The sequence below is a fragment of the Telmatocola sphagniphila genome, assembly GCF_018398935.1.
In the GTDB taxonomy this organism is placed as follows: Bacteria; Planctomycetota; Planctomycetia; order Gemmatales; family Gemmataceae; genus Telmatocola; species Telmatocola sphagniphila.
This window is the reverse complement of the sequence record NZ_CP074694.1, coordinates 5,632,536-5,654,300: the sequence shown is the minus strand read 5'-3', so window position 1 is coordinate 5,654,300 and position 21,765 is coordinate 5,632,536. Positions and strand designations below refer to the sequence as shown.

Annotated in this window: 11 protein-coding genes; 6 read left to right on the top strand and 5 right to left on the bottom strand. The window is 53.9% G+C overall.

The features are described from left to right. Window positions 1-505 precede the first annotated feature (505 nt). Together KIH39_RS22595 and KIH39_RS22590 are read right to left on the bottom strand one after the other, a co-directional pair. Complete coding sequence (locus KIH39_RS22595) at window positions 506-1,906, bottom strand: DUF1501 domain-containing protein (protein ID WP_213495661.1); 1,401 nt, start codon at window positions 1,904-1,906, stop codon at window positions 506-508. A gap of 45 nt (window positions 1,907-1,951) precedes the next feature. Next, entirely contained in the window at window positions 1,952-5,428 is a 3,477-nt protein-coding gene (locus tag KIH39_RS22590) for a DUF1553 domain-containing protein (RefSeq protein WP_213495659.1), read from the bottom strand. 592 nt (window positions 5,429-6,020) lie between these two features. Here KIH39_RS22590 and KIH39_RS22585 point away from each other — a divergent pair. The 4 genes from KIH39_RS22585 to KIH39_RS22570 all read left to right on the top strand — a co-directional run bounded on the left by KIH39_RS22585 (window position 6,021) and on the right by KIH39_RS22570 (window position 13,386). Continuing rightward, a complete protein-coding gene (locus KIH39_RS22585; protein WP_213495657.1) occupies window positions 6,021-8,423 on the top strand; it encodes a DUF1549 domain-containing protein in 2,403 nt (800 codons plus the stop codon). A 178-nt stretch (window positions 8,424-8,601) separates the two neighbouring features. Then, window positions 8,602-9,897 (top strand): DUF1501 domain-containing protein, encoded by a 1,296-nt coding sequence (locus KIH39_RS22580; RefSeq protein WP_213495655.1) that lies wholly within the window; start codon window positions 8,602-8,604, stop codon window positions 9,895-9,897. Window positions 9,898-9,912: 15 nt separating this feature from the next. Continuing rightward, complete coding sequence (locus KIH39_RS22575) at window positions 9,913-12,336, top strand: hypothetical protein (protein ID WP_213495653.1); 2,424 nt, start codon at window positions 9,913-9,915, stop codon at window positions 12,334-12,336. A gap of 9 nt (window positions 12,337-12,345) precedes the next feature. Continuing rightward, window positions 12,346-13,386: a Gfo/Idh/MocA family oxidoreductase gene (locus tag KIH39_RS22570; RefSeq protein WP_213495651.1), complete on the top strand. Its 1,041-nt coding sequence runs from the start codon at window positions 12,346-12,348 to the stop codon at window positions 13,384-13,386. A 177-nt stretch (window positions 13,387-13,563) separates the two neighbouring features. On the opposite strand, the gene KIH39_RS22565 is transcribed toward KIH39_RS22570, so the two are convergent. Next, window positions 13,564-14,946 carry a sulfatase family protein gene (locus KIH39_RS22565; RefSeq protein WP_213495649.1) on the bottom strand — a complete coding sequence of 461 codons (1,383 nt, stop codon included), beginning with the start codon at window positions 14,944-14,946 and terminating at the stop codon, window positions 13,564-13,566. Between the two features lie 466 nt (window positions 14,947-15,412). On the opposite strand from KIH39_RS22565, the gene KIH39_RS22560 reads away from it, so the two are divergent. Further along, window positions 15,413-17,890 (top strand): zinc-dependent metalloprotease, encoded by a 2,478-nt coding sequence (locus KIH39_RS22560; RefSeq protein ID WP_213495647.1) that lies wholly within the window; start codon window positions 15,413-15,415, stop codon window positions 17,888-17,890. Window positions 17,891-19,054: 1,164 nt separating this feature from the next. Here KIH39_RS22560 and KIH39_RS22555 read toward each other — a convergent pair. Beyond that, complete coding sequence (locus KIH39_RS22555; RefSeq protein ID WP_213495646.1) at window positions 19,055-19,240, bottom strand: hypothetical protein; 186 nt, start codon at window positions 19,238-19,240, stop codon at window positions 19,055-19,057. Next, on the bottom strand, window positions 19,241-19,996 hold the full coding sequence (locus tag KIH39_RS22550; protein ID WP_213495644.1) for a hypothetical protein: 756 nt from the start codon (window positions 19,994-19,996) through the stop codon (window positions 19,241-19,243). Between the two features lie 281 nt (window positions 19,997-20,277). On the opposite strand from KIH39_RS22550, the gene tnpC reads away from it, so the two are divergent. Beyond that, entirely contained in the window at window positions 20,278-21,732 is a 1,455-nt protein-coding gene (tnpC, locus tag KIH39_RS22545) for an IS66 family transposase (protein ID WP_213495641.1), read from the top strand. Window positions 21,733-21,765 lie beyond the last annotated feature (33 nt).

The window sequence follows — 21,765 nt, the reverse complement described above, 5'->3', positions numbered from 1 at the left end:
GTAGGGAAATTCACTCGATACTTTTACTTTGCGAAGCGAATGCGTATGAGCTCAAAATAACTTGAGCCACACAAAGGTGGTTAAGATTGGATGGGTCAGAGCCAGACATCCGATGCATCGAATCTTTCGAGGACAACGAACAATTGAGTGATGATCGGCTAAAACGCTGAGAAAGGCTCAGAAGTGTTTTCTTTTTGGATCACTCGATCCTTTAGCACCTTAGCACGAAGGCTCGGCGCAACGATTTAAGAGGACACGGCCTCGAAACGGATTGGCAAAAACTTGCACTCTCCAGTTACCACTTCTTTGGCCTGGATGCCGAGAAGCCTCAGCGATCCCTGCCATAAGCTCCGGGGCTTAAAGACTTGTTGCTTGTCACAGGATACTCATCGGCTCCACAGCTGAACGTTGCAGTATCCTCCGTCGGGAACCGGGCTCGTGGCCGCAATTTGAATACCGAGCGGCCTGTTGACCGGAAGGAGTAAACTGTCTGCAGATCAGGTGTTCAAGCTAGAATCGCTTTCGCGACGACGCCGCTGACGTCCGTGAGTCGATAGTCTCGTCCGGCGTGGCGGTAGGTCAGCTTTTCGTGATCGAGTCCCAATAGATGCAAGATTGTCGCGTGAAGGTCATGAATATGCACGCGATCTTGTACTGCATCCCATCCAAATTCGTCGGTTTCTCCGTGTGCCAGGCCGCCGCGCACACCACCTCCGGCCAGCCACATGGTGAACCCATAGGGATGGTGGTCTCTTCCGTCCTTCCCTTCGGCGGCCGGCGTGCGGCCAAATTCACCGCCCCAGATCACGAGAGTGTCTTCTAAAAGTCCACGCGCTTGGAGATCTTCCAACAGGCCGGCGATCGGCCGATCCGTCGCCAGGGCGTTTTTCTCGTGACCTCCTTTCAAGTCGCTATGCTGGTCCCAGGGTTGAAATCCTCCACTCGTATGGTAGAGCTGCACGAACCGCACACCCCTTTCAACGAGTCGTCGCGCCAACAGGCACTGGCGACCGAACGTCTCGGTCTCCTTGCGGTCGACGCCATAAAGCGATTGCACTTTGTCGGTTTCCTTCGTGAGGTCAAAAGCGTCGGGCGCCTGGGTCTGCATCCGATACGCGAGTTCGAAGGATTCGATGCGTGCTGCGAGACGGCTGTCTTCGGAACGATCGATCCTATGAAATTCGTTCAGTCGGCGCAGGGCGTCAAGCTCCAGTCGTTGACGCTCTGGAGATACTTGATTATTCTTCAGATTTCGGATCGGGTTCTTCATATCCGATACGAATGTTCCCTGATGGGCCGCGGGAAGAAAAGCCGCACCATACTGGCGGTTTCCCTCGATGAGCGGACCGGGACCGATGGCGATGAAACCGGGCAAATTTTGATTTTCGGTGCCGAGGCCATAGGTCACCCAGGAACCGAGACTGGGACGAGTGGCGACTCGCTCCCCGGTGTTCATCTGCAGGCATCCGCCGGGATGATTGACATCGTCGGCGACCATTCCGCGCAGAATGCAAAGTCGGTCGACCTGCTTCGCGACGCACGGAAAGAGTTCGCTCACTTCGAGGCCCGATTGGCCATGTTTCCGGAATTTCCACGGGGACGCCAGCAGGTTTCGCTTCTGACCGAGGTAAAGTTTAGGCGATGATTTGCCGTTGAATTTCGTCAGTTCCGGCTTGGGATCGAAGGTGTCTACTTGCGACGGACCGCCCGGCATAAAGAGGAAGATCACCCGTTTAGCCCGCGCTTGGAAATGCGGCTTGCGAACAGCGAGGGGGTCGGCCGAATCCGCCCCATGCGCTTCCTCGGCCAGTAAGGCCGACAGTGCGAGCGAACCGAACCCAGCACCGACGCGTTGCAGCATCTCGCGGCGATTCGGCTGCCTCGCAACATTAGAGTTTTTGTTCATATCCCCTCTCGGTTCTGAATCGGTTTTAATCCCCAGTAGCTCATATCAATCCATGAAAAGGAATTCATTCGAACTTAAAATCAGCAGGCAGTAGCGCTCTAACGGGTCGGGACTGTCATGGTGAGTAGATGGAAGGAGCAGTTTTTTCCCGAATTCAATCTCCACTTTCGCGGGCTTGCGACCCAAGGTCAGGGAATAAAGATGTTCGATGCGGGCCTCGGGGTCTTCGGGTGTTTCTTTCCGGATCCTGGCCGCCAAATCTTTTGCAACTCCTCGGACGAAGGGATCGTTCAGAAAAAAAAGCGCCTGCGGGGCGACAACCGACTGGCCACGCTGGGCCACAATCATGCTAGGATCGGCAGCATCGAAAAGTCGTCCGAAATCGGAGGTATTCGCTGCCGTCCGGGACGACATCAAGTAAAGTGTGCGGCGAGGAATGGCCAGATCGGAGAAGGGCGCTCCGCCCAGCGTTGAATCCAGGCGTCCGCTTACCGCCAGCAGGCTGTCGCGGATGGCTTCGGCTTCCAGTCGCTGACGGTTCATACGTCCGAACAACCGGTTTTCCGGATCGCGGGACATCGCGTCGGGGCTGTTAGTGCAGCTTTGCTGGTAGACCGCCGAAAGCATAATAAGCCGGTGCATGGTTTTCGCAGACCACTTCGATTCGATGAACTTTGTAGCGAGATAATCCAGCAACTCGGGGTTCGTCGGCCGTTCGCCCCGTTCACCGAAATCGTTTGGTGTGCGGACCAGACCTTCACCGAAGTGGTGCTGCCAAATACGGTTGACCATCACTCGGGACGTGAGCGGGTTTGTGGAGTGGGTCAGCCAGTCGGCAAGTTGGAGTCGACCACTCCCTTCGATGATTTTTTCTGTTTGGTTTCCCGCTAGTACTTTCGGGAAGCCGCGAGGTATCGTTTTACCAAGTCGTTTCGAATCGCCGCGAAGGAATACGGTAGCGTCTTTAAAGCCTTCGTGACGCGTCCCTTTAGGGCCGCCGTCCTGTACGGCGACTGCCATGGGAACTTCCACAGCAGGTTTATTTCGCAGAAGATTTAACTCGCGACTCGTCGTTTCAAACCGCTTTTGCACTTCTGCAGGCAGAAGTTTAATTCGTTCTTCCACGGGCGGCCAAAATGCCCCTCGCGTGGAGAGCATTTCCACGACCAACTCATCGAATGCATCCCGCTTAGGCACTCTAGGGCCGTCGGCTTCGAACCACGTTTTATGGAGCTCGTCATCGACCAGTAGTCGTTCCGAATCACTGAGAGGTCGGTCGTAAACGCGCAATTCCGCAATATCCCCGGTGAAGCGCGGGCCGTTTCCGGAGCCGGGCCCGCCAATCGCCAAAGCCGTGATTTTCGGATCCGAGGAAATTCCATCAATCGTTTTCGAAGAAACATCGACTGCGTTGCGGCGCATAGTCGTACCGCCCGGTCCCCAGCTAATGCAGACAGTTTCGAAGCCATTCCACGCATGGTTATCCACTAAATCGCCCGATAGCCCATTCTTACGGAGGATTGCGTGGAGCCGACCTTTCGAGTCAGTCATCAAACCTAGCCCATGCTGGCCGCTGTCGGCATCTTCCCAACCAACGATTCGCTCACCGGCTCGAGATTCCGGCGATGGCCGGAAGACGATGAAAAGAGACCCCATCGGAGGAACTGGACGCTCGACTGCCAACACCGACTGACCCTGGAATCGGATGACTGGTTTTTGATGTTGACCGATCTTAGCGTACGCAGTCTCCGGGGAGTTCTTTGGAACCGGCGGAGAAGCGTTTAGCCAAAAGCCGGAGAAGTTCGGCCAGAAAGCGATTCGCTTGACCTCGTCGAATGCGATTCGGGGATCGTCCGCGCGAAATTGAAACAGTAAGGAATGATCCAGAGCGTATTTTTCAGGTGCGCGGCCAGCTTGATCCCGGTCGCGCTGAACGGATCCGGAAAGAGCATTTTGAACTTCCAAGGCGGCGCGCACCAATGCAGGGTCCGAGAGTTTATCGGCAGCGATTTCGCGAAGCAGGGCCGGGTAGCCTGCCTCAGGATGTTTCTCAACTCGAGCTAAAAAAGCGATCCACTCCGCCAACAATCCGTTGTGAAGGCCAAGCCGATTCGCCACAACAACGGCTGACGGCTTGTCCAGAGTGCGACAATCGTGTGCAGCCAGAATGTATCGGGCCGACTGTTCGTCGAGCAGCGTTCGCAAGTAGTTGCGGTACTCGCTCGTGGACGCATCGGAAAGCGACCGTTCGAGTTCTTTTCGGCGCGTCTCGTCCGCGGCGGCTCGCAATTTCAACTGTTCGATCTCATTCGGCGAAAGTAATGGAACTTTGACGAGTGGAGTATTCCCGGGAACGGGGCCAGGGATAATTCGAGTGCTGAAAAAAATACCGGCCAGCGCGTAGTAGTCTTCGGTAGAAATCGGATCGAATTTATGATCGTGACAGCGGGCGCAGGAGATCGAGAGCCCTAAAAATGCCCGGCCGACCACATCGATCTGGTCATTGACGTAGTCCGCGATCATTTGATTCTTATCGACATCGCCGGGAACGAAATCCGCAATGGCCAACATCCCGGTTGCAACCAGGCCTTCCTTGTTGAAGCGATCGGGACGAGTCGAAGGCTGGAGGTCGCCAGCGATTTGCGAACGAACGAAGTCCGTATAAGGCATATCTCGATTGAACGAGTCGACTACCCAGTCCCGATAGCGCCAGGCTTCCCGGAAGTCGCTCTCTTTCGGCAATTGAATCAAATCCCGCGCATCGGCATAGCGGACGACATCCAGCCAGTGGCGGCCCCAGCGTTCGCCGTAGTGGGGCGAAGCCAGCAGACGATCCACGACTTTCGCGAAAGCCTCGGGCGAATCATCCTTCAGAAATGCTTCGATTTCCTCTGGCTTCGGAGGAAGGCCGATCAGGTCGAAAGTCGCCCGGCGAAGGAGAGTGCGCTTGTCGGCTGGCGCGGCCGGGGCAAGATTCTTCGCACGCAGTCCCGTCAGGATCAATCGGTCAATTTCCGACTTGGCCCAACTTGAATCTCGGAACGCGGGTAATGGTGGAAACTTTACCGTCTGAAAAGACCAGAACTGCCGTTGTTTTTCCGTAATGGTAAAATGGCTGCCCGGAACGGGTGTCGAATCCACGCCAGGCCAGCGGGCACCCAGTTTCACCCATTTTTCGAGAAGTTCAATCTGCTTGTTGGTTAGCTTACCTTTCGGAGGCATCTGGAGGTCGCCTTGATACCGAACGGCTTTAATCAGTAGACTCTTGTCGGGTTGGCCGGGAACAATGGCCGAACCTGAATCTCCACCGCGAAGGACGGCCGCCCTCGAGTTCAGAGTAAGTCCACCTTTGGATTTAGAGTCGCCGTGGCAGCCCACGCATTTTTCAACTAGAAGAGGACGGATGTCTTTTTCAAAAAAATTGTCCTCGGAATCGGAGAAATTCGCTGCCTGACCTGTCGCATTTAGCAACAAGCAAAACAACATCGTAACACCGAACGAAACTACAGATTTGAATTTCATGGCCCGCCTCATGGAGAACGTGTCAAACTCGACGAACGCGCTCCGTGAATGCAGTTTCAAAAGCGGAAAGAACGGCAGTAAGCAGAAGGACAACTTATCGCGATCAAATCGAATCGGCAATGCAGGCCTAAAACTACTAAAGATTCTTTAACTTCAGTCCAGGCAAAAGGAGTAGTGGCAGCAAGCCCTAAAGTCCCGGAATTGTTGACTGAAAGAACTCGGTCTAATGAGTTACTCTTGAAAACGAGACCCGATCAGAAAGGGCTCGATAGCCAAGCTGCCCAAAAATTGGGTGATTGGCTTCTATTCTTGTTTTTCTTGAGTGAAGCACCGCTTGCTCCGCCAGCCCAGAAATGCTATGACTTCACTACCCGAGGCTGGGTTTTTTCGGTGCTTGCTTGTGCGCTCTTCAAGCTTCGATTCAATTTCCAATGAAGAGAACCACCGGAACCGATCGATCGACCGAATCAATCGATGAAATATCACGATCAAAGTTTGCCATCAATTTACTAGTATTAATTCGACTTCACCGTTAGACTAATTGACGATACTCCCTCCTACCTCGCCGAACCAATCTCCTTGTGAGAAGTTCATGTCCAAACTGAGCCTGCCCATACTCTTTTATGTGCTGATTGGGTGCGCTCCGGTAACTGCAGCGATCCAAGTGACTCCATCGGCAGTGGTGCTGGATAATCCCGAGGCCTGTCAACAGTTGCTCGTGACACTCGCGAACGGCGATGGTACACGAACAGCCCGCTATGAAGTGAAGAATCCAGCAATCGCAGGGGTTGACTCAAGTGGCTTAGTCACACCGAAATCGGAAGGCCAAACGGAAATTCTGATTCGAATAGGTCAGGAAACGGCCAGAGTTCAGGTAGAAGTCCGTGGACTGAAATCGCCGCGACCGGTCTCCTTCGAACAACAGATCATCCCCATTCTGACCAAAGCGTCGTGCAATCGCGGCGGCTGCCACGGCAAGGCCGAAGGACAGGCCGGGTTCAAACTGAGTGTCTTTGGCCACGACCCGGAAGCCGACTATCGAGCCATTACCGCGGAGGCTCGCGGACGAAGATTATTCCCAGCTTCGCCTGAGAATAGCCTGCTGCTCTTAAAAGCCACCGGCCAAATGTCTCACGGCGGTGGCCGTAAGATTGAAAAGGAGAGTTTGCACTACCGGCGGTTGCTTCGATGGATCCAAGAAGGAAGCCTGTTCGCCGATTCGCCTCTGCCCGCCATCACAGCGATTCAAGTCGAGCCGAGCCAGAAAACACTGGCTTTGAGCGGCACCCAGCAATTGCGAGTGACTGCGATTTCTGCAGACGGATCGCAACGATGCGTGACCACCGAGGCCGAATATGCATCGAACGCCGGAAACATTGCCAGTGTCGATAGCCGAGGCCAAATCACCTCCGGCCAGAACCCTGGTGAGGCGGCGATTCTGGTCAGATATATGGGACAGGTTACTGTCTCCCGCATCACCCTGCCGCGACCGGGCGTGAAATTCCCTCGACCGGCGGAGACCAACTTCATCGATAAGCATGTTTGGGATAAACTCGAACGACTTGGGATTCCGCCGAGCCAACCGGCCGAGGACGCCATGTTCTTGCGCCGGGTCTTTCTGGACACTATCGGTACACTGCCTACGGCCGAGGAAGCCGGCAAGTTTCTCGCCGATAAGGCTCCGGATAAGCGCGAGAAAATCATTGATCGCCTCCTGCAGAGACCCGAGTATGCCGATTACTGGACGCAAAAGTGGTCGGATATTTTGAAACTCGACAAGGATGTGGTGACTCCTCAAGGAGCCGTGGCCATGACCCGATGGCTCCGTCGGCAGTTTGCGGAAAATCGCCCATACGACTCGTTTGCCCGGGAAATTGTGACTGCCCATGATAATATTGCCTCCGAAGGCCCCGCCGCCTTTTTTAAATCTCTCGAGACACCGGAAAAAGCCGCGACCGGCATCAGCCAGATATTTCTCGGTGTGAGAATTGAATGTGCCGAGTGCCATCACCATCCTTCGGAACGCTGGGGGCAGGAGGACTATTGGGCATTGGCGGGTCTGTTCTCCGGTGTGTCGCGCAAACTCTTGCCCGGTGGTTCGGAAGCCGTCGTCTGGAAAAACGGCATAGATCTGGGTCCGAAAGTCTCGAAGCGAGCCGGGGCCGCGACTACCATACCCGCACGGCCATTGGGGGGTGTAGCCCGAGCCTTCCCGCCTTCAGAAGATCGTCGTAAATTGTTGGCGGAGTGGATGACATCCCCGGAGAATCCGTACTTCGCTAGTGCCCTTGCCAATCGATTGTGGTCTCATTATTTTGGCCGGGGCCTCGTGGAGCCCATCGATGATATTCGGATAACCAACCCTGCTTCCAACGAACCACTTCTGGCGGCTCTGGCAACTCATTTACGCAATCAGAAATACGATCTCAAAGCCTTCACCAAAACGATGTTGATGTCGCAAGTCTACCAGCTAAGCAGTCGATCTCTTGAGCAGAATGCCAGCGATGAACAGAATTTTTCGCATGCCACACTCAAACCGATGCCGGCCGAAGTTTTACTCGATTCGATTAGCCAGGTGACTGGTCTCGCGGAAAAGTTCAATGGCTGGCCGGAAGGTTATCGCGCTATCCAGGTTTGGGATAATCGCATGCCGTCGTATTTCCTCCAGATCTTCGGTCGTCCGATTCGGTTCAGTGTCTGCGAATGCGAACGCGGCACCGATCCGAGCATTACCCAGGCCCTGCATTTGATGAATTCTCCCGAGATTGCAGCGAAAGTTCGTGCTCGAACTGGCACGGCCCGCAAACTCTCCGATTCGGACAAGAAGCCGGAAGTCATCGTCGACGAATTGTTTCTCCAGGCGCTGGGTCGGCCACCGCACGCTGCGGAGCGAACTAGGTTAGTGGAAATTTTTGCAGATGGTGATCGCCGTAGTGCAGTGGAAGATGTGCTCTGGGCTCTCCTGAACAGCAAAGAATTTCTCTACATTCGCTAGTGTGCGAAGGAGTTGTCGGCGCATTTAGGTGAAATGCTATTTCCATCTTTTGTTCGGAAGATCAGGAGACGGATGGATATTCGAAAATAGTTGGAATCTCCATTAGTAAATCAAGATTCTGGATGGCAGCGAAGGAGCTTCTATGTCCTTATCTCGAAGGTCTCCACAAGCAACAAGAATGTCCCGCCGGGAGATGTTGCGTGTCGGCAGTGTCGGTCTGATCTCTCAATTGACCTTGCCGCGCCTGCTTCAGTATCAGGCCTTGGCGGGAACCGATAAGACGTGCAAGGCCAAATCCTGCATCTTCCTTTTCCTGGAAGGCGGCCCCAGCACGATAGACATGTGGGATATGAAGCCCGATGCCCCAGTCGAAGTGCGTGGGCCGTTTAAACAGATCGCCACGAATGTTCCCGGGACCTTCATCTGCGAACACCTGCCCAACTGTGCGAAAATCGCCAACAAATACACCATCTTGCGCAGTCACAGCCATCAGGACAACGGTCATACGACCGGTTATCACTATGTGATGACGGGAATGAAGGCCGACTTTGCCGACGGTACTAATAGTCGTAAGCCGAACAACGTGCTTTATCCCTCCGTTGGTTCGGTGATCTCCCGAGAGTTGGGGGGGCGAGGAAGCGTCCCCCCGTACATAAACATGCCACATCCGATGACCGCCGGTGGAGCAGGATTCTATGGGGCGGAGCACTCGCCTTTTGTGATCGAGGGCGATCCCGTCCAACCGGATTTCGAAGTCCGAGACCTGATTGCCGTGGAAGGTATCGACGCCCAACGCGAGCATCGCCGGGAACAGTTATTGAAGGGAATTGAATCCCAGCGCGCGAGTACCGGGAAAGCTGGAACGATGGCCACCTACTACGAAAAAGCGCGCGATCTCATGAATTCGCCGGCGGCACGCAAGGCCTTTGAAATCAAGGACGAGCCGGCCAAACTTCGCGAAACCTATGGCCATACAACTCTCGGTCAGTGTGCGCTGCTCGCACGCCGGCTGGTGGAAGCCGGTTGCCGCTTTGTCGGGATCGACCATAGTGGTTGGGACACCCATTTCACTTGCTTTCCGAGTCTGCAAAAAGATCTCATCCCCAGCGTGGATCGGGCTTTTAGCGCATTAGTGACTGATCTCGATCAACGGGGCTTGCTGGACTCAACGCTGGTGGTGATGATGGGGGAGATGGGCCGAACTCCGAAGGTGAATGCCCAGGCGGGGCGCGATCACTGGTCGGCCGCACAGAGCGTGCTTTTTGCCGGAGGCGGAATCAAACCGGGGATGATCATCGGAGCGACGGATAAGAACGCCACTGCGCCGGTCGCCGACCCTGTCAGCGTGGAGGACATTCTTCGCACGATCTTCCATCAGATGGGAGTCGATAGCAGCAAAGTGTACTATACCCCGCTGGGCCGTCCCGTGCCAATCGTCAACGGCGGCCGGGTCATTACCGATCTGGTGGGTTAAGACCGGAGCTAAGCCGTGCGTTTATCGCATCGAAATTCTTCTCAGATTATTTTTGCTGCGGCCTTTGCGATCACACTCGGCTTGCCTGGCCTGACGATTGCACAAAACAAGAAACAGACTGCGGATCTGCGGGCACCCGAACCGGGATATCTTTATCCGCCGGGAGGCCGCGCCGGTACGACCAGCGACGTTCAGTTGGGCGGCTACGACTGGACGCCCGATCTCCAGTTCTTTGTTTTAGATTCGCGCATCAAACTTCAGACTTCCGGGGAACCTGGGCCGATTTTGATCCCGCCTCCCCCGTATTGGTTCGGCGCTAAAGCCTATATCACTCCTCTGCCCTTGCCTCGGGAGATACCTGCCAAGTTAACGATCCCCGAAGGGTTTCCTGCAGGACCAGTCTACTGGGCCGTGGCCGGCGCCAGCGGAGTGTGTCAGAAGACAGGAATCTTCTGGGTCGGAACCGAACCCGAGGTTGTTGAGGATTCCACTTCCAAGGTCGGGCAGAAACTCCCAGCTCTTCCTGTCACAGTGAATGGCCGGTTGTCGCGAATCGAAGAAGTGGACCGTTACCGTTTCACGGCGGCCAAGGATGGACCGGTAACTTGTGAAGTTTTTGCGCGTCGGCTCGGCGTGAATATGAATGTCGCACTCGCCGTTCGCGATGCACACGGGCAGTTAGTTGTTGACGGAATCGATACCGAAGGCCAGGACTTAGCCTTAACCTTCTGGGCCAAGGCCGGTGTGGAATACACCCTGAGCATTAACGACTTCGATTTTCGCGGGGATCGCTCCTTCGTCTATCGACTAACTTTGACGGCTGGACCGCGGGTGTTGGCCACTCTTCCTGCACTAGGAAAGCGGGGAGGCATACAGGAAATCGAGTTCCTCGGACTGGGTCTGGCTACGGGGCAGCCAAAGCTGGAATCCATTAAGCAGAAAGTGACTTTCCCGGAAGATCCGAAACAAAATTTTCTCACTCATCGCCTCGAGACCAAGTTCGGAACCACACCCGCCTTTGGGATACCTCTGAGTTCCATATCTCAGTCTGTTGCCAGTAAAGCGAGCAACGAGATCCTCCACGTTCCCGCAAGTATCACCGGCATTTTCGAGGGCGCTTCAACGGAAGCCCGGTTCCGCTGCGAAGGCAAAAAAGGTGAGGTCTGGAATCTGGCCGCGGAAGCTCGTCGGTTCGGCTCGCCATTGGATCTGGTCTTGAGCATACTCGGTCCCGATGGGAAGCAAGTCTCCCAGAATGACGATCTGCCTGGCACCACTGATGCGGGGTTAACTTTGCAATTGCCTGCGGACGGGATGTATACGCTCGTGGTTTCCGATCAATCCGGGAAGGTCGGAAAAAAGACTTCCCTCTATCGGTTGCTCGTCGAGAAAGTCATTCCCGATTTCGCAGTGACCACGGTGGCCCGTTTGAATCTTCAAATCGGCGGAACGGGCGAATTCTTGGTAAAGGCCAATCGAATCGGCGGATTCAAAGAACCGATCTCGCTTCGGATTACAGGATTACCGGAAGGCGTTACCGTGCCGGCAAACCTGGTTATCCCGCCGGACAAATCGGAACTCAAGATCGCCCTCACCGCCGCAGATAATGCCCCGGCCATGGCGAGTCTGGTGACGATTACTGGTACGGCGGCTACGATTTCTCACGTCGCTTTCGCATCACTCTCGGGCAATCTGGCTGCAAAGTATCCCGATGAAGAACGTACCTCTTCCCTGCTGATGGCTACCACGCTGGTTCCCCGCTTGAAGCTCATTGATGTGGAAGCGGATGGCGGACGGAAAGTCCACCGTGGCAGCACGCATCCGGCCGAAGTGATTCTGGAACGGATCAACGACTTCAAAGGGGAAGTCAGCCTGCAAATGAACTCCATCCAATCCTACCAGCGGCAAGGTATCAACGGTCCAGATATGATCGTCCCCGCTTCCGAGAATCGTGCTTTCTACCCCTGCTTTATGCCGGAGTGGCTGGAGACCACTCGCACATCGAGAATGGAACTGATCGGCGTTGTCAAGGTTCCCGATGCGAAGGGAAAAATTCGTTATCTGGTCACTCCCATGCTCGGCCGCATTACGATGTCGATTGAAGGGGCGATTCTGAAAGTCGATCCTGGTCTCCGGGAGATCGCACTGCGTCCGGGCGAGAGTGTTCAGATACCCGTTAAGGTCCTGCGCTCGGCAAAATTGCCAGTCCCGGTCAAGCTCGAACTCAAGCTCCCGGAAGAACTCGCCGGTGTATTGAAGGCCGAGGCCGTCACGGTGCCCCCCGGACAAACTTCGGTCAATATGCGGATCACCTGCACCAAGGAAGTAAACTCCAACGAGATGCCGGCGATAATCATTCGAGGCACCGCACTTCAGGACGGACGTTACGCGGTCGTCTCGGAAGGCAACATCAACTTCGAGTGCCTGAAGAAAAAATAAGGGCGATTCATGCGTTACAGTCTCTTTGTTTTTCTTTTACTTTTCACATCCACAACCCAAGGCGCTGAAAAGCCGGTTGTGAAACTCGGCATCGTCGGTCTCGACAATTATCAGGCTCTCGATTTCACCTCGCAATTTCACAATCCGAAAGCGCCCGCTGAACTGCAGGGAATCCGAGTCGTCGCGGCCTATCCCGGAGGCAGCCCGGACATTGAAGAGAGCGTTCAGTCGTTGCCAAAATGGGTGGAAGGAATGAAAAAGCAGGGAGTCGAGATTTTTGACTCGATCGACAAAGTGGTCGAACGTAGCGATGCCATTTTGATCATGAGCCTCGATGGCCGAGCGCATTTGAAGGAATTCCAGGCAGTTGTGAAATCGGGCAAACCGGTCTATATCGGCCGACCCATGGCCACTTCCCTCGCCGATGTCCTCACTCTGTTCGATCTGGCGAAGTCTAACCACACGCCGCTTTTCTCCTGCTCTCAACACCGCTTCGTTCCGGGATTTATCGGCATGCGCAACCATCCGGAAGTCGGCAAAGTCCAGGGTTGTAGTGTCTGGGGCGGTTGCCCGAACGATCCTTTGCACCCCGATACCATCTGGAAAGCTGTGCACGGTGTGGAAACTCTCTATACGATCATGGGCCCTGGCTGCACTTCGGTCACCCGGGCATGCACCGAAGAAGCCGAGTTCGCCACGGGAGTCTGGAAAGACGGTAGAGTCGGCACTTATCGCGGAATCAAGAAGGGAGCCATCACCTATCGGGCGATGGTCTTCGGAGACAAGGGAATATCGCCATCCGGAGACTACGGCTATGACGTGCCGACCAAATGGGTCGCACCGCACGGCGAGTACATGGCATATAAGGGCCTGGCTATCGAAATTGCCAATTTTGTACGCTTTCGTCAGCCGCCTGTGACCGCAGAGGAAACCATCGAGATATTTACTTTCATGGAAGCGGTTCATAAAAGCAAATCTCAAGGGGGAATACCTGTCAAGCTGGCGGAGGTACTGAGTGAAACTCGGAAGAAGCTGGCGGCAATGAAGTGAGTCGATGGTTGAAAATCCTAGCGGTGTCTGCCCAAGCGAAGTATTCAGCTTCTAAGCCGAAGCCGAAGAGGCAATCCCCGAAAATCAGATTTGGGGACCATTATATTTCCACTTGCCCATACCCGAACCCAACCGCGTTAACGAACAAGTAGAACTGGGAGTAATCGTCAGCTTGTCTTACTTAGCGGCGGGGTCTTCAATCGATTTCATCCATTCGATCAACTTCATCTGCAATTGCTCCCGGACGGCCTTTTGCTGTTCCTCCCGATACAAATTCCGAAGCTCCCCGGGATCGTTCTTCAGATCGAAGAGTTCATCCTGCCCTTCCACTTCATAGTGGCGAACGAGCTTCCAATCTTTCGTCCGGATCATCCGCATTCTCTGCGAAGCCGTGTTCGAAATGTCGTATTGCCCGAAAAGGACTTCGCGCTTTTGGTACGGTTTGCCGCGCATCAGAGTCGAGAGATCGTGCCCTTTTCCCTGCCAATCTCTTGGGATTTCGACCCCGGCAGCGCCGAGAAGCGTTGGGAACAGATCCTGGTTGCTGAACCATTCCTCGTAAACCGTGCCCGGCTTGATGACCCCCGGCCAGCGGATGATAACCGGGATCCGCAGAGAGGTGTCCCACATATTGGGCCGTACCCCCTTATTGTCGGTGGTGCACCAGTTACCATTACCTTTACTGTGGATGCCGTGATGGCCGATGTTGTAGCCGTGGTCGCTGGTGAAGATCACGAGCGTATTTTCCGCGAGCTTCAAGTCGTCGAGTTTCGCGAGGATTTTGGCCACATTCCGGTCGATGGCGTGGACGCAGGCGTAGTACTGTTTCGTCCAGGTTTTGACTTGTTCGACTCTCAGATTCGGGTAATCGGGGATGGTTGGATTGAGGTTTTTGAATAGTGCGGAATCGGCTTCGGGCATCGGCACGTAGGGAGTATGCGGCTCCCGGAAATGCACGCAGAGGGCGAAGGGTTTTCCCGCCGATTGATCCAGGAATCGTATCGCATCCGCAGCGGAGCGATCGACGCTGAAGTCATCGATCTTTGTCTGTTTGCCATCGATTTCCAACAGCGGATCTTTCGGATCCCAGCCGCCGTCGAGATATCCGGCAAAGAAATCGAATCCATTAGCCAGAGGGTGATATTTCGCCTGATTTCCCAAGTGCCATTTACCCACCAAGCCGGTTCGATAACCCGCTGTATGAAGTATTTTCGGCCAGGTCGGTAGTTGGGGATCGAGTCCCAGACCATTGGTCCCTTGAGCCGGTGTAATCCAATCGCCGATCTTGCACTGGGTGCTTTGCAGGCCGGTCATAAAAGTCGCTCGACTCGGACTGCAAACCGGCGTTGTGACAAAGGCATTTTTGAATAGAGCCCCTTCGGCAGCCAGCTTGTCGCAAGTCGGAGATTTCGACTCTTTGTTGCCGTAGCAACCCAGAGACCATTCCGCCTGATCGTCGGTGAGAAGCAAAAGAATATTGGGCCGTTCAGTGGCTCGAGTTAGTGAAGGAAACAGTAGAAGACCAAACAAAAGTGCGGCGAGCAAATGAGACTTTGGCATAGTGTGTACTCGAGATACGAAGAGAATCTTTTTCGAAATATACAGCCAGAGGGAAAGAATCGCCATAGGGCGGCCGCATCGACCCGAGGCTGTGAGTAATCCCGGTAAACGTATTCTTAGGGGTTCTCCTCAATCGAAATCTGGATTACGCGACACGTGAACGCCTAGAAGTGGAATAGGAGGAGCCGACCCAGCCTTGTCGATCCCGGAAAATGTTTCCAAACCAATGCCCCGAAGGAAAGTCGAAGAGTTCTCCTGAGGATCGGTTCGAAGGTAGAAATGTCTGATTGAGCAACTCCCTTCAAGAATCGGGAACGAGATATCAATGCGCGGATATTGCCGAATATGCAAATAATTAAGCTTGTAGGATTCGAATTGAACCATATCTGAGCCTAGTAAGTCCTACCTAGTCGACACAGATATCCCAGAAGTTAAACTAGAAAGCTACAACCACGGAGCATAAAGTATGCGTTTTCGATTTTTCACACTTTTCTTGCTGGGTATCGGCCTCATCTTGGCCGTCGGACCCGTGCAATCCCAAGAGAGAGGCAAGGGAGAATTCCCCGGCGGCCCTCGAGGCAAACAAGCCGCCAAGAGCGATATCAAAAAGTATGACGATGTGATCACCAAGGAGTACGTGACCCAGGCGGGCGTTTTTGCAGTTCACCGATTAGAGGACAAAGTCTTTTTCGAGATCCCCCAGGACAAACTTGGACGGCTGTTCCTCTGGCAGGCCGAAGTCGCTAAGGGACCGGGTGGCCAGAGTTGGGGCGGGACATCGCTCGGCTCTGCCGTGTTGAAGTTCGAGCGCCGGGGCCACAAGATCTACGTCTGGCGCGTCGGTTTTTCTAAGCGGGCCAGCGGGGGGGCGGTGCTCGCCTCGATTGAAGCGTCCTCGACGGATACTATTATCGCAGCCTTCGAAGTGGAGTGCGAAGGTAAAGACCGCTCGTCAGTCATAAACGTTTCGGATGTACTCATAAACGGTTATCCCGATCTCTCTTTAACTCGTGCCTCGGGCGGTCCCGCGGGATCCGTCGATGGCAGCCGAAGCTATCTCTCAGAAGTTAAGAACTTTCCAACCAACATCGAATCACGTTCGATCATGACCTTCCGCCCCGGCCCGGCCGCGGGACCAGGTGGTTCCCCCAAGAGCGTTACCGCTCTCGTGCATCAGAGTCTGGTCCTGCTTCCCGAAACACCGATGACCGGTCGGCTCTTCGACTCGCGGGTGGGTTACTTCACCGAAGGCTTCACCGATTTCTCCAAAGGCTGGGCCACCGAGCGAAAATTCATCACTCGTTATCGACTGGAAAAGAAGGATCCCAACGCAGAGATCAGCGAACCGGTGAAACCGATCGTGTTCTATCTTTCGAAGGAAATTCCAGAGAAATGGCGGCCGTCGCTCAAGAAGGGTGTCGAGGACTGGCAGAAAGCTTTTGAAAAAGCCGGTTTCAAAAACGCGATTCTCTGCAAGGATGCTCCGACTAAGGCAGAAGATCCGAACTTCGATCCCGAAGACGCTCGCTATTCGGTGATCCGCTGGGTCGCCGAGCCAGTCGCTAATGCGATGGGGCCGCACGTTCACGATCCGCGTTCGGGAGAAATCATCTCCTCTCATATCATTTTCTGGCACGATGTGGTGAAACTCTCCCAGGTCTGGTACTTCATCCAATGCTCGGCCCTGGATCCTAAGGCCCGAAAATTCCCGCTTCCGGACGAGCTGACCGGCGAGCTCCTACGCTATATCACGACCCACGAAGTCGGTCACACTCTGGGTCTTCGTCACAACCACCGGGCCAGCCAGGCGTACTCCATCGAGCAACTTCGCAACCCGGAATTCGCGGCCAAAAACGGATCGGTCGCTTCCATTATGTCCTACGGCCGGTTCAACTACGTTGCCCAGCCCGAAGACAACGTCAAGCATCTGTTCCCGATCATTGCTCCCTACGATTTCTTTGCCATCGACTGGGGTTACAAGAATATTGCCGGAGCCAAATCGCCCGACGACGAAAAGAAAACGCTGGATGAATGGGCCGCCGAGCAGATCAAAAATCCCTTCCTGCGCTTTGGGGGGGAAGACGGCCCCGCAGGTGTTGACCCGACTGTTCTGACCGAAAATATCGGCAGCGACCGCGTCGAGTCCACCGCTCTGGGACTGAAAAATCTGGATCGCGTTCTCGATTATCTGGTCCCGGCAACCACGGAAAAAGGAGAAGAATTCAACGTTCTGGAAGAAGTCTACAGTAACATATTGGCCCACCGGAGTCGCTGGTTCCAGGCCGTCGCCAAAGAAGTAGGCGGCGTTGTAGAAAACCGCATCCTGGCCGGTCGCGAAGGGGAAACTTTCGTCCGAGTTCCGAAGGAAAAGCAGAAGGCTGCGGTCAAATTCTTACTCGACAATGCGTTCACGACACCGACCAAACTGTTGAATCCGGCTATCGTGAATCAGTTCAAATACACGGGGGCGGCGGCGACGATTTCCAATCAGCAACGGGGATTGCTAGCGACACTTCTCTCTTCGCCGCGCATCGAACGGTTACATGATTCAGAAATTCTCATTGGAGAGAAGGCTTACACCGTTTCAGAACTCGTCAACGAATTGCAGGCTGGGCTGTTTTCCGAGTTGAAGCAGGATGCACCGAAGATCGACCCTCTGCGTCGCACCCTCCAGTTCGGCTACCTGGAAATTTTGAAGACGGAATTCAGCCAAACTCCTGTTGCCTCGGAAGCCGCACCGACGCCCCCCGGGCCACGCCGAATGGCAGCCCCGGATAGTGGGCCGAAGAACAACGAACTGCGTAGCGTGGCTCGCGTTGCTTTGAACAAGCTGGATACGGAGATCACGGCCGCCAAAGCGAAAACCAAGGATGGGACGACGCTTGCTCATCTGGCCGATCTGCAAAGTGAACTGAAGACAATCTTGTCTGAAGCCAAGAAGTAATCAATCCCTCGTGCGGTTGAAATTCCTCCGCACGACCCGACGGACTGTTCAAGCTCAAAGTTTTCGTAGGAGCCGGTCGCAGCAACCTCCCATAAGGCGGTTCCACCGGCTCCGATTTTTTAAGCCAGTTACACGATTGTTTGCCATGCCCGCAGTTCCGAAAACGAATCGTTGATGAGTTAAATCTCCGCTTTCTCAACTCTCTTCGATACCTCCTTTGATGGTTCGCTCGATCCAATCGTGTTGGCTAAAAGAGATGTCTCCAATCGATTGCACGATGCCTCCTCCCCTCGATTACCTTCTTTTCGATTACTAATTCCCTTTGCTGCCGTCAGTGAGATCAAATTCGAGCAAAATGTTGTCGAATCAAGCCTGAATTGGACAATTTGTCAGATACTACCCGATCTTTTCTCGACCAAAAACGGTATTTCTTTAAGGGATTTCCCTAGAGAGGTCATCAGATCATCATTTTTCACATAGTGGAAAACGCGACTTTGATGACCTTAGGTTATTTCTTGGGAAATACGCCTGTTTTGGGGCTATTCGTCGAAAACCGATTTTGAACCCAATCGATGACCTCCTTCTCTGAAAAGTTCTGAACTGCTGGTAGGATCACTGCGAGAATCAAACAGACGAAGCTCGCAGGCAGGCTTTTGTAATCCTGAAATGGACCGATTCCCTGCACGCTGTAGAGTAATCGAGAGAGAAGAGAGTAGCAAAGTGGGTTGTGGGGAAATGGTACTGAAACAATCTCCGTAAGTCTTTGCCTAGTAAAATCTTGTGTGGCTCTGGCTGTCTGCCAGTGCCTGAGAACGAGAAATCTCGGAGACATTTCACCTACTTCGAAACAAATTCGATCCGAAAGCGGGAGCTATATCGAAACGGCGGGTGGCAGATAAACATTGCCAGCCAAACCATGACTGGATAATGACTTGCGTTGAGTTAGTTAGGTTACCAGTGCCACCACGCAGACTCTGGAAGAGGGAGATCAAGATTTGCCAGTTATTCATGGTCTTCCTGGTGATTGGCGCGGGTACGACTTTCAGGGGCGTGAATTCCTTCTGGGTTGAAATAGGGTGATTTGTTGTTGAAAATCGATGATTTCTAAATGGCACTGTCAGATAGACAGTGCCGCCCAAGTCTAGATTGTACAGGGACTTGCGTTTATTGAGATGGGATGCCAGTGTCACCCGTCGGAATCGGCTCCAAGGCGTCGGGATCGAGGCGAGCGAACTTCGCCCCGTGAAGAGTGAATTCACCCTTGCGGTCACAGATCGCGGGATCGAGCCGCAACCAGAGCGGAACTCGCCGAAGGTCGGCGAGAGTCCAGGAGGAGGAGCTTAGCTTCATTCAGGCATTGGAGCAGGCGGGCAAGGTTGAGTCGATCTCGGTTGTGTGCGATCTTTTTTCGCTTAAATTCACTATCCCTACGAAACCCACTCCTGCGGGATGGAATTCCAGGTACCAATAGTGAACATCACTAATTTGCCCCATCTTGTATTGAAAGCGACCGTCACAATTTGAGATAGGCTTTCTTTCAGAAAAATAGATATTAAATCGCTCGTAAAGTTCGGGATAGCTTCTACAGAGAATTTCGACTGGGCAGGTTTGAACATAAGTATTCAAAGGTACTGGGATTTTAAATCGATGATAGTAGAGCCCTTTTACAATTCGACAAGTTACATTAACGAGCGCATGCACATCAGGTTTATAAGTCATTTGCTCGAATAACACTATCATCCCGGGTGAAACATGTTTTTCATGTCTCACACCTAATGCAAACTTTCGATCAATCCCTCTCCCAACACGATCAATCACTTCGTCGTTTTCCAAGCGAATCGGCCCAGGCTCTTTCAGAGTCAAATCTCTTATAAATTTGTTATCGTCATCTGAAAAACTGCGATTGCAACCTTCACAAGCGGGAACAGTTATAAAATTTGTGGCATCGTACCTGTTTTTTGGGAAGTAACCTTGTGGAGGCAAATGATCGCCGATCCGTGAGGAATATTCCTCTTGGCAATATATACACTTTTCGCGATGCCATCTCTTTCCTCTTTCCTGACTGCGATCTGATTTGGTAAAGCTTCGCAAAGAATCGTTTAGCATAAGTCCCGTCCGTTAGGTGTGTTGCAGGCTGAAAAACGCATAAGTGAAGTTTAAAGTGTTTTTCGTGCTGCGGCAAGCATTAAATGGTTAGACGGGATTAGTATTTGGTTGAACGCCTACTGTCACCCCTTCCACTCCAGTTTCGGCAGTCCCGCCAGTTGCCGCCCGTAGTCCACGCAGGCGCGGGAGAGGGCTTTGAGAACTTAGGATTCCCTTGCGGTAACCTTTCACTTCCCTGAACTGGTCTTGCGCGAGGGGTTGCGATTTGCTATCACTCCGTCATGGCTTCTGCGATTCCAACTTTGACGGAAACTCCCGTTCTCGATCCCACTTTCCTGGCGTCGTTCCGAAGCGGAAAGCTGACTTCGGAACAAGCTCGGGAGTTCGTTCATCGTGATCCCCTGGAATTGCAGTTTCTGTTACTTCAGCTGAGCGTCGCGGTCGCTGCAGGCACGATACCTCTGGGGCCAAACACTCCCTCGGGATCCATCGCTCCCTACTTAAAGCCGAATGCGAATCCCAAGAAAAAGAAGGGAAAAGCCGGCCCCAAGCCTGGACACGATGGTCATTATCGCCCAATTCCCACCCGCATCGATAAACGCCAGACCCACCAACTGGAGGTCTGTCCCTGCTGCCAGGGAGCTTTGCAACGCACCGACCGCAAACGCCTAAGGATCATCGAAGATATTCCCGACGATCTGCACGCTCAGACGACCGAACACACGATTCATCGCGACTGGTGTCCCAAGTGCAAAAAGCAGGTCGAACCGGTTGTTCCCGACGCTCTGCCAGGCTGTCAGCTGGGCCATCGAACTACGGTCCTGTCGGCCTGGCTGCACTACGGACTGGGTACCACGACGAGTCAGATCCTGGAGGTCTTCAACGGCCACCTTCAGATGAAACTCAGCGTGGGCGGCTTGACCGAAATCTGGCACCGTCTGGCCGAGGTACTCGAACCCTGGTACGAGCAGATTCACCGCGAATGTCTTTTGGCCGGCGTCCTGCACGCTGATGAGACCGGCTGGCGAACCGAAGGAGTGACGTCCTGGCTGTGGTGTTTTGCGCGGGACGATGCGACCTATTATCGGATTCACCCCAAGCGGGGTCACGAGGCCTTGAAGGTCTTCTTCACGGAAGCCTTCCAGGGCGTTCTGGTCAGCGACTTCTGGAAAGCGTACGACATCGTGACCCAGAAGCGTCAGAAGTGTTGGCCTCACTTGTTGCGGGATTTGACGGCGGTCGATGAAGGCTCTGAAAACGGCGAGGATTGGCCAGAATTCTGCAAGAAACTGTGGCGGATTTACGCCGATGCCGTGCGTTTGGAGGCGGGTATCGAAGAGTTGCAACAGGAGAGCTACGACAGCCGATTGCTGCGGCTTAAGACGCGGATCACCGATTTGGCGGTGCGACCGTGGACGAACCGCCACGCCCGGAGATTGGCCAAGCGTTTGTTCGATTACGGCGACGATCTATTAACGTTTCTGGAAATAGAGGGAGTGCCCAAGAGCAACAATAAGGGGGAGCGAGAAATCCGACCGGGCGTGATGATGCGGAAAGTCAGTTTCGGCAGTCACAGCCAGCAGGGGGCTCGGACGCGAAGCATTCTGATGAGTATTTATCGCACCCTGAAGCTACGGGACCTGGATCCTTTAAAGGAGACCGAATCGGCCCTCCGCACCTACACGCTTACAGGGAAACTACCTGATCTACCCGTGAAGCTCAGTTCAGGAGAGTGAAAGATTACCCCTTGCGAATGTGTTAATCGTGAT

What these genes read in the sequence shown, in the direction of transcription:
- KIH39_RS22595 (WP_213495661.1), bottom strand. Translation starts at nt 1,906, where the DNA reads ATGAACAAAAACTCTAATGTTGCGAGGCAGCCGAATCGCCGCGAGATG.
- KIH39_RS22570 (WP_213495651.1), top strand. Translation starts at nt 12,346, where the DNA reads ATGCGTTACAGTCTCTTTGTTTTTCTTTTACTTTTCACATCCACAACC.
- KIH39_RS22560 (WP_213495647.1), top strand. Translation starts at nt 15,413, where the DNA reads ATGCGTTTTCGATTTTTCACACTTTTCTTGCTGGGTATCGGCCTCATC.
- KIH39_RS22580 (WP_213495655.1), top strand. Translation starts at nt 8,602, where the DNA reads ATGTCCCGCCGGGAGATGTTGCGTGTCGGCAGTGTCGGTCTGATCTCT.
- KIH39_RS22555 (WP_213495646.1), bottom strand. Translation starts at nt 19,240, where the DNA reads ATGAAGCTAAGCTCCTCCTCCTGGACTCTCGCCGACCTTCGGCGAGTT.
- KIH39_RS22585 (WP_213495657.1), top strand. Translation starts at nt 6,021, where the DNA reads ATGTCCAAACTGAGCCTGCCCATACTCTTTTATGTGCTGATTGGGTGC.
- tnpC (WP_213495641.1), top strand. Translation starts at nt 20,278, where the DNA reads ATGGCTTCTGCGATTCCAACTTTGACGGAAACTCCCGTTCTCGATCCC.
- KIH39_RS22590 (WP_213495659.1), bottom strand. Translation starts at nt 5,428, where the DNA reads ATGAAATTCAAATCTGTAGTTTCGTTCGGTGTTACGATGTTGTTTTGC.
- KIH39_RS22550 (WP_213495644.1), bottom strand. Translation starts at nt 19,996, where the DNA reads ATGCTAAACGATTCTTTGCGAAGCTTTACCAAATCAGATCGCAGTCAG.
- KIH39_RS22565 (WP_213495649.1), bottom strand. Translation starts at nt 14,946, where the DNA reads ATGCCAAAGTCTCATTTGCTCGCCGCACTTTTGTTTGGTCTTCTACTG.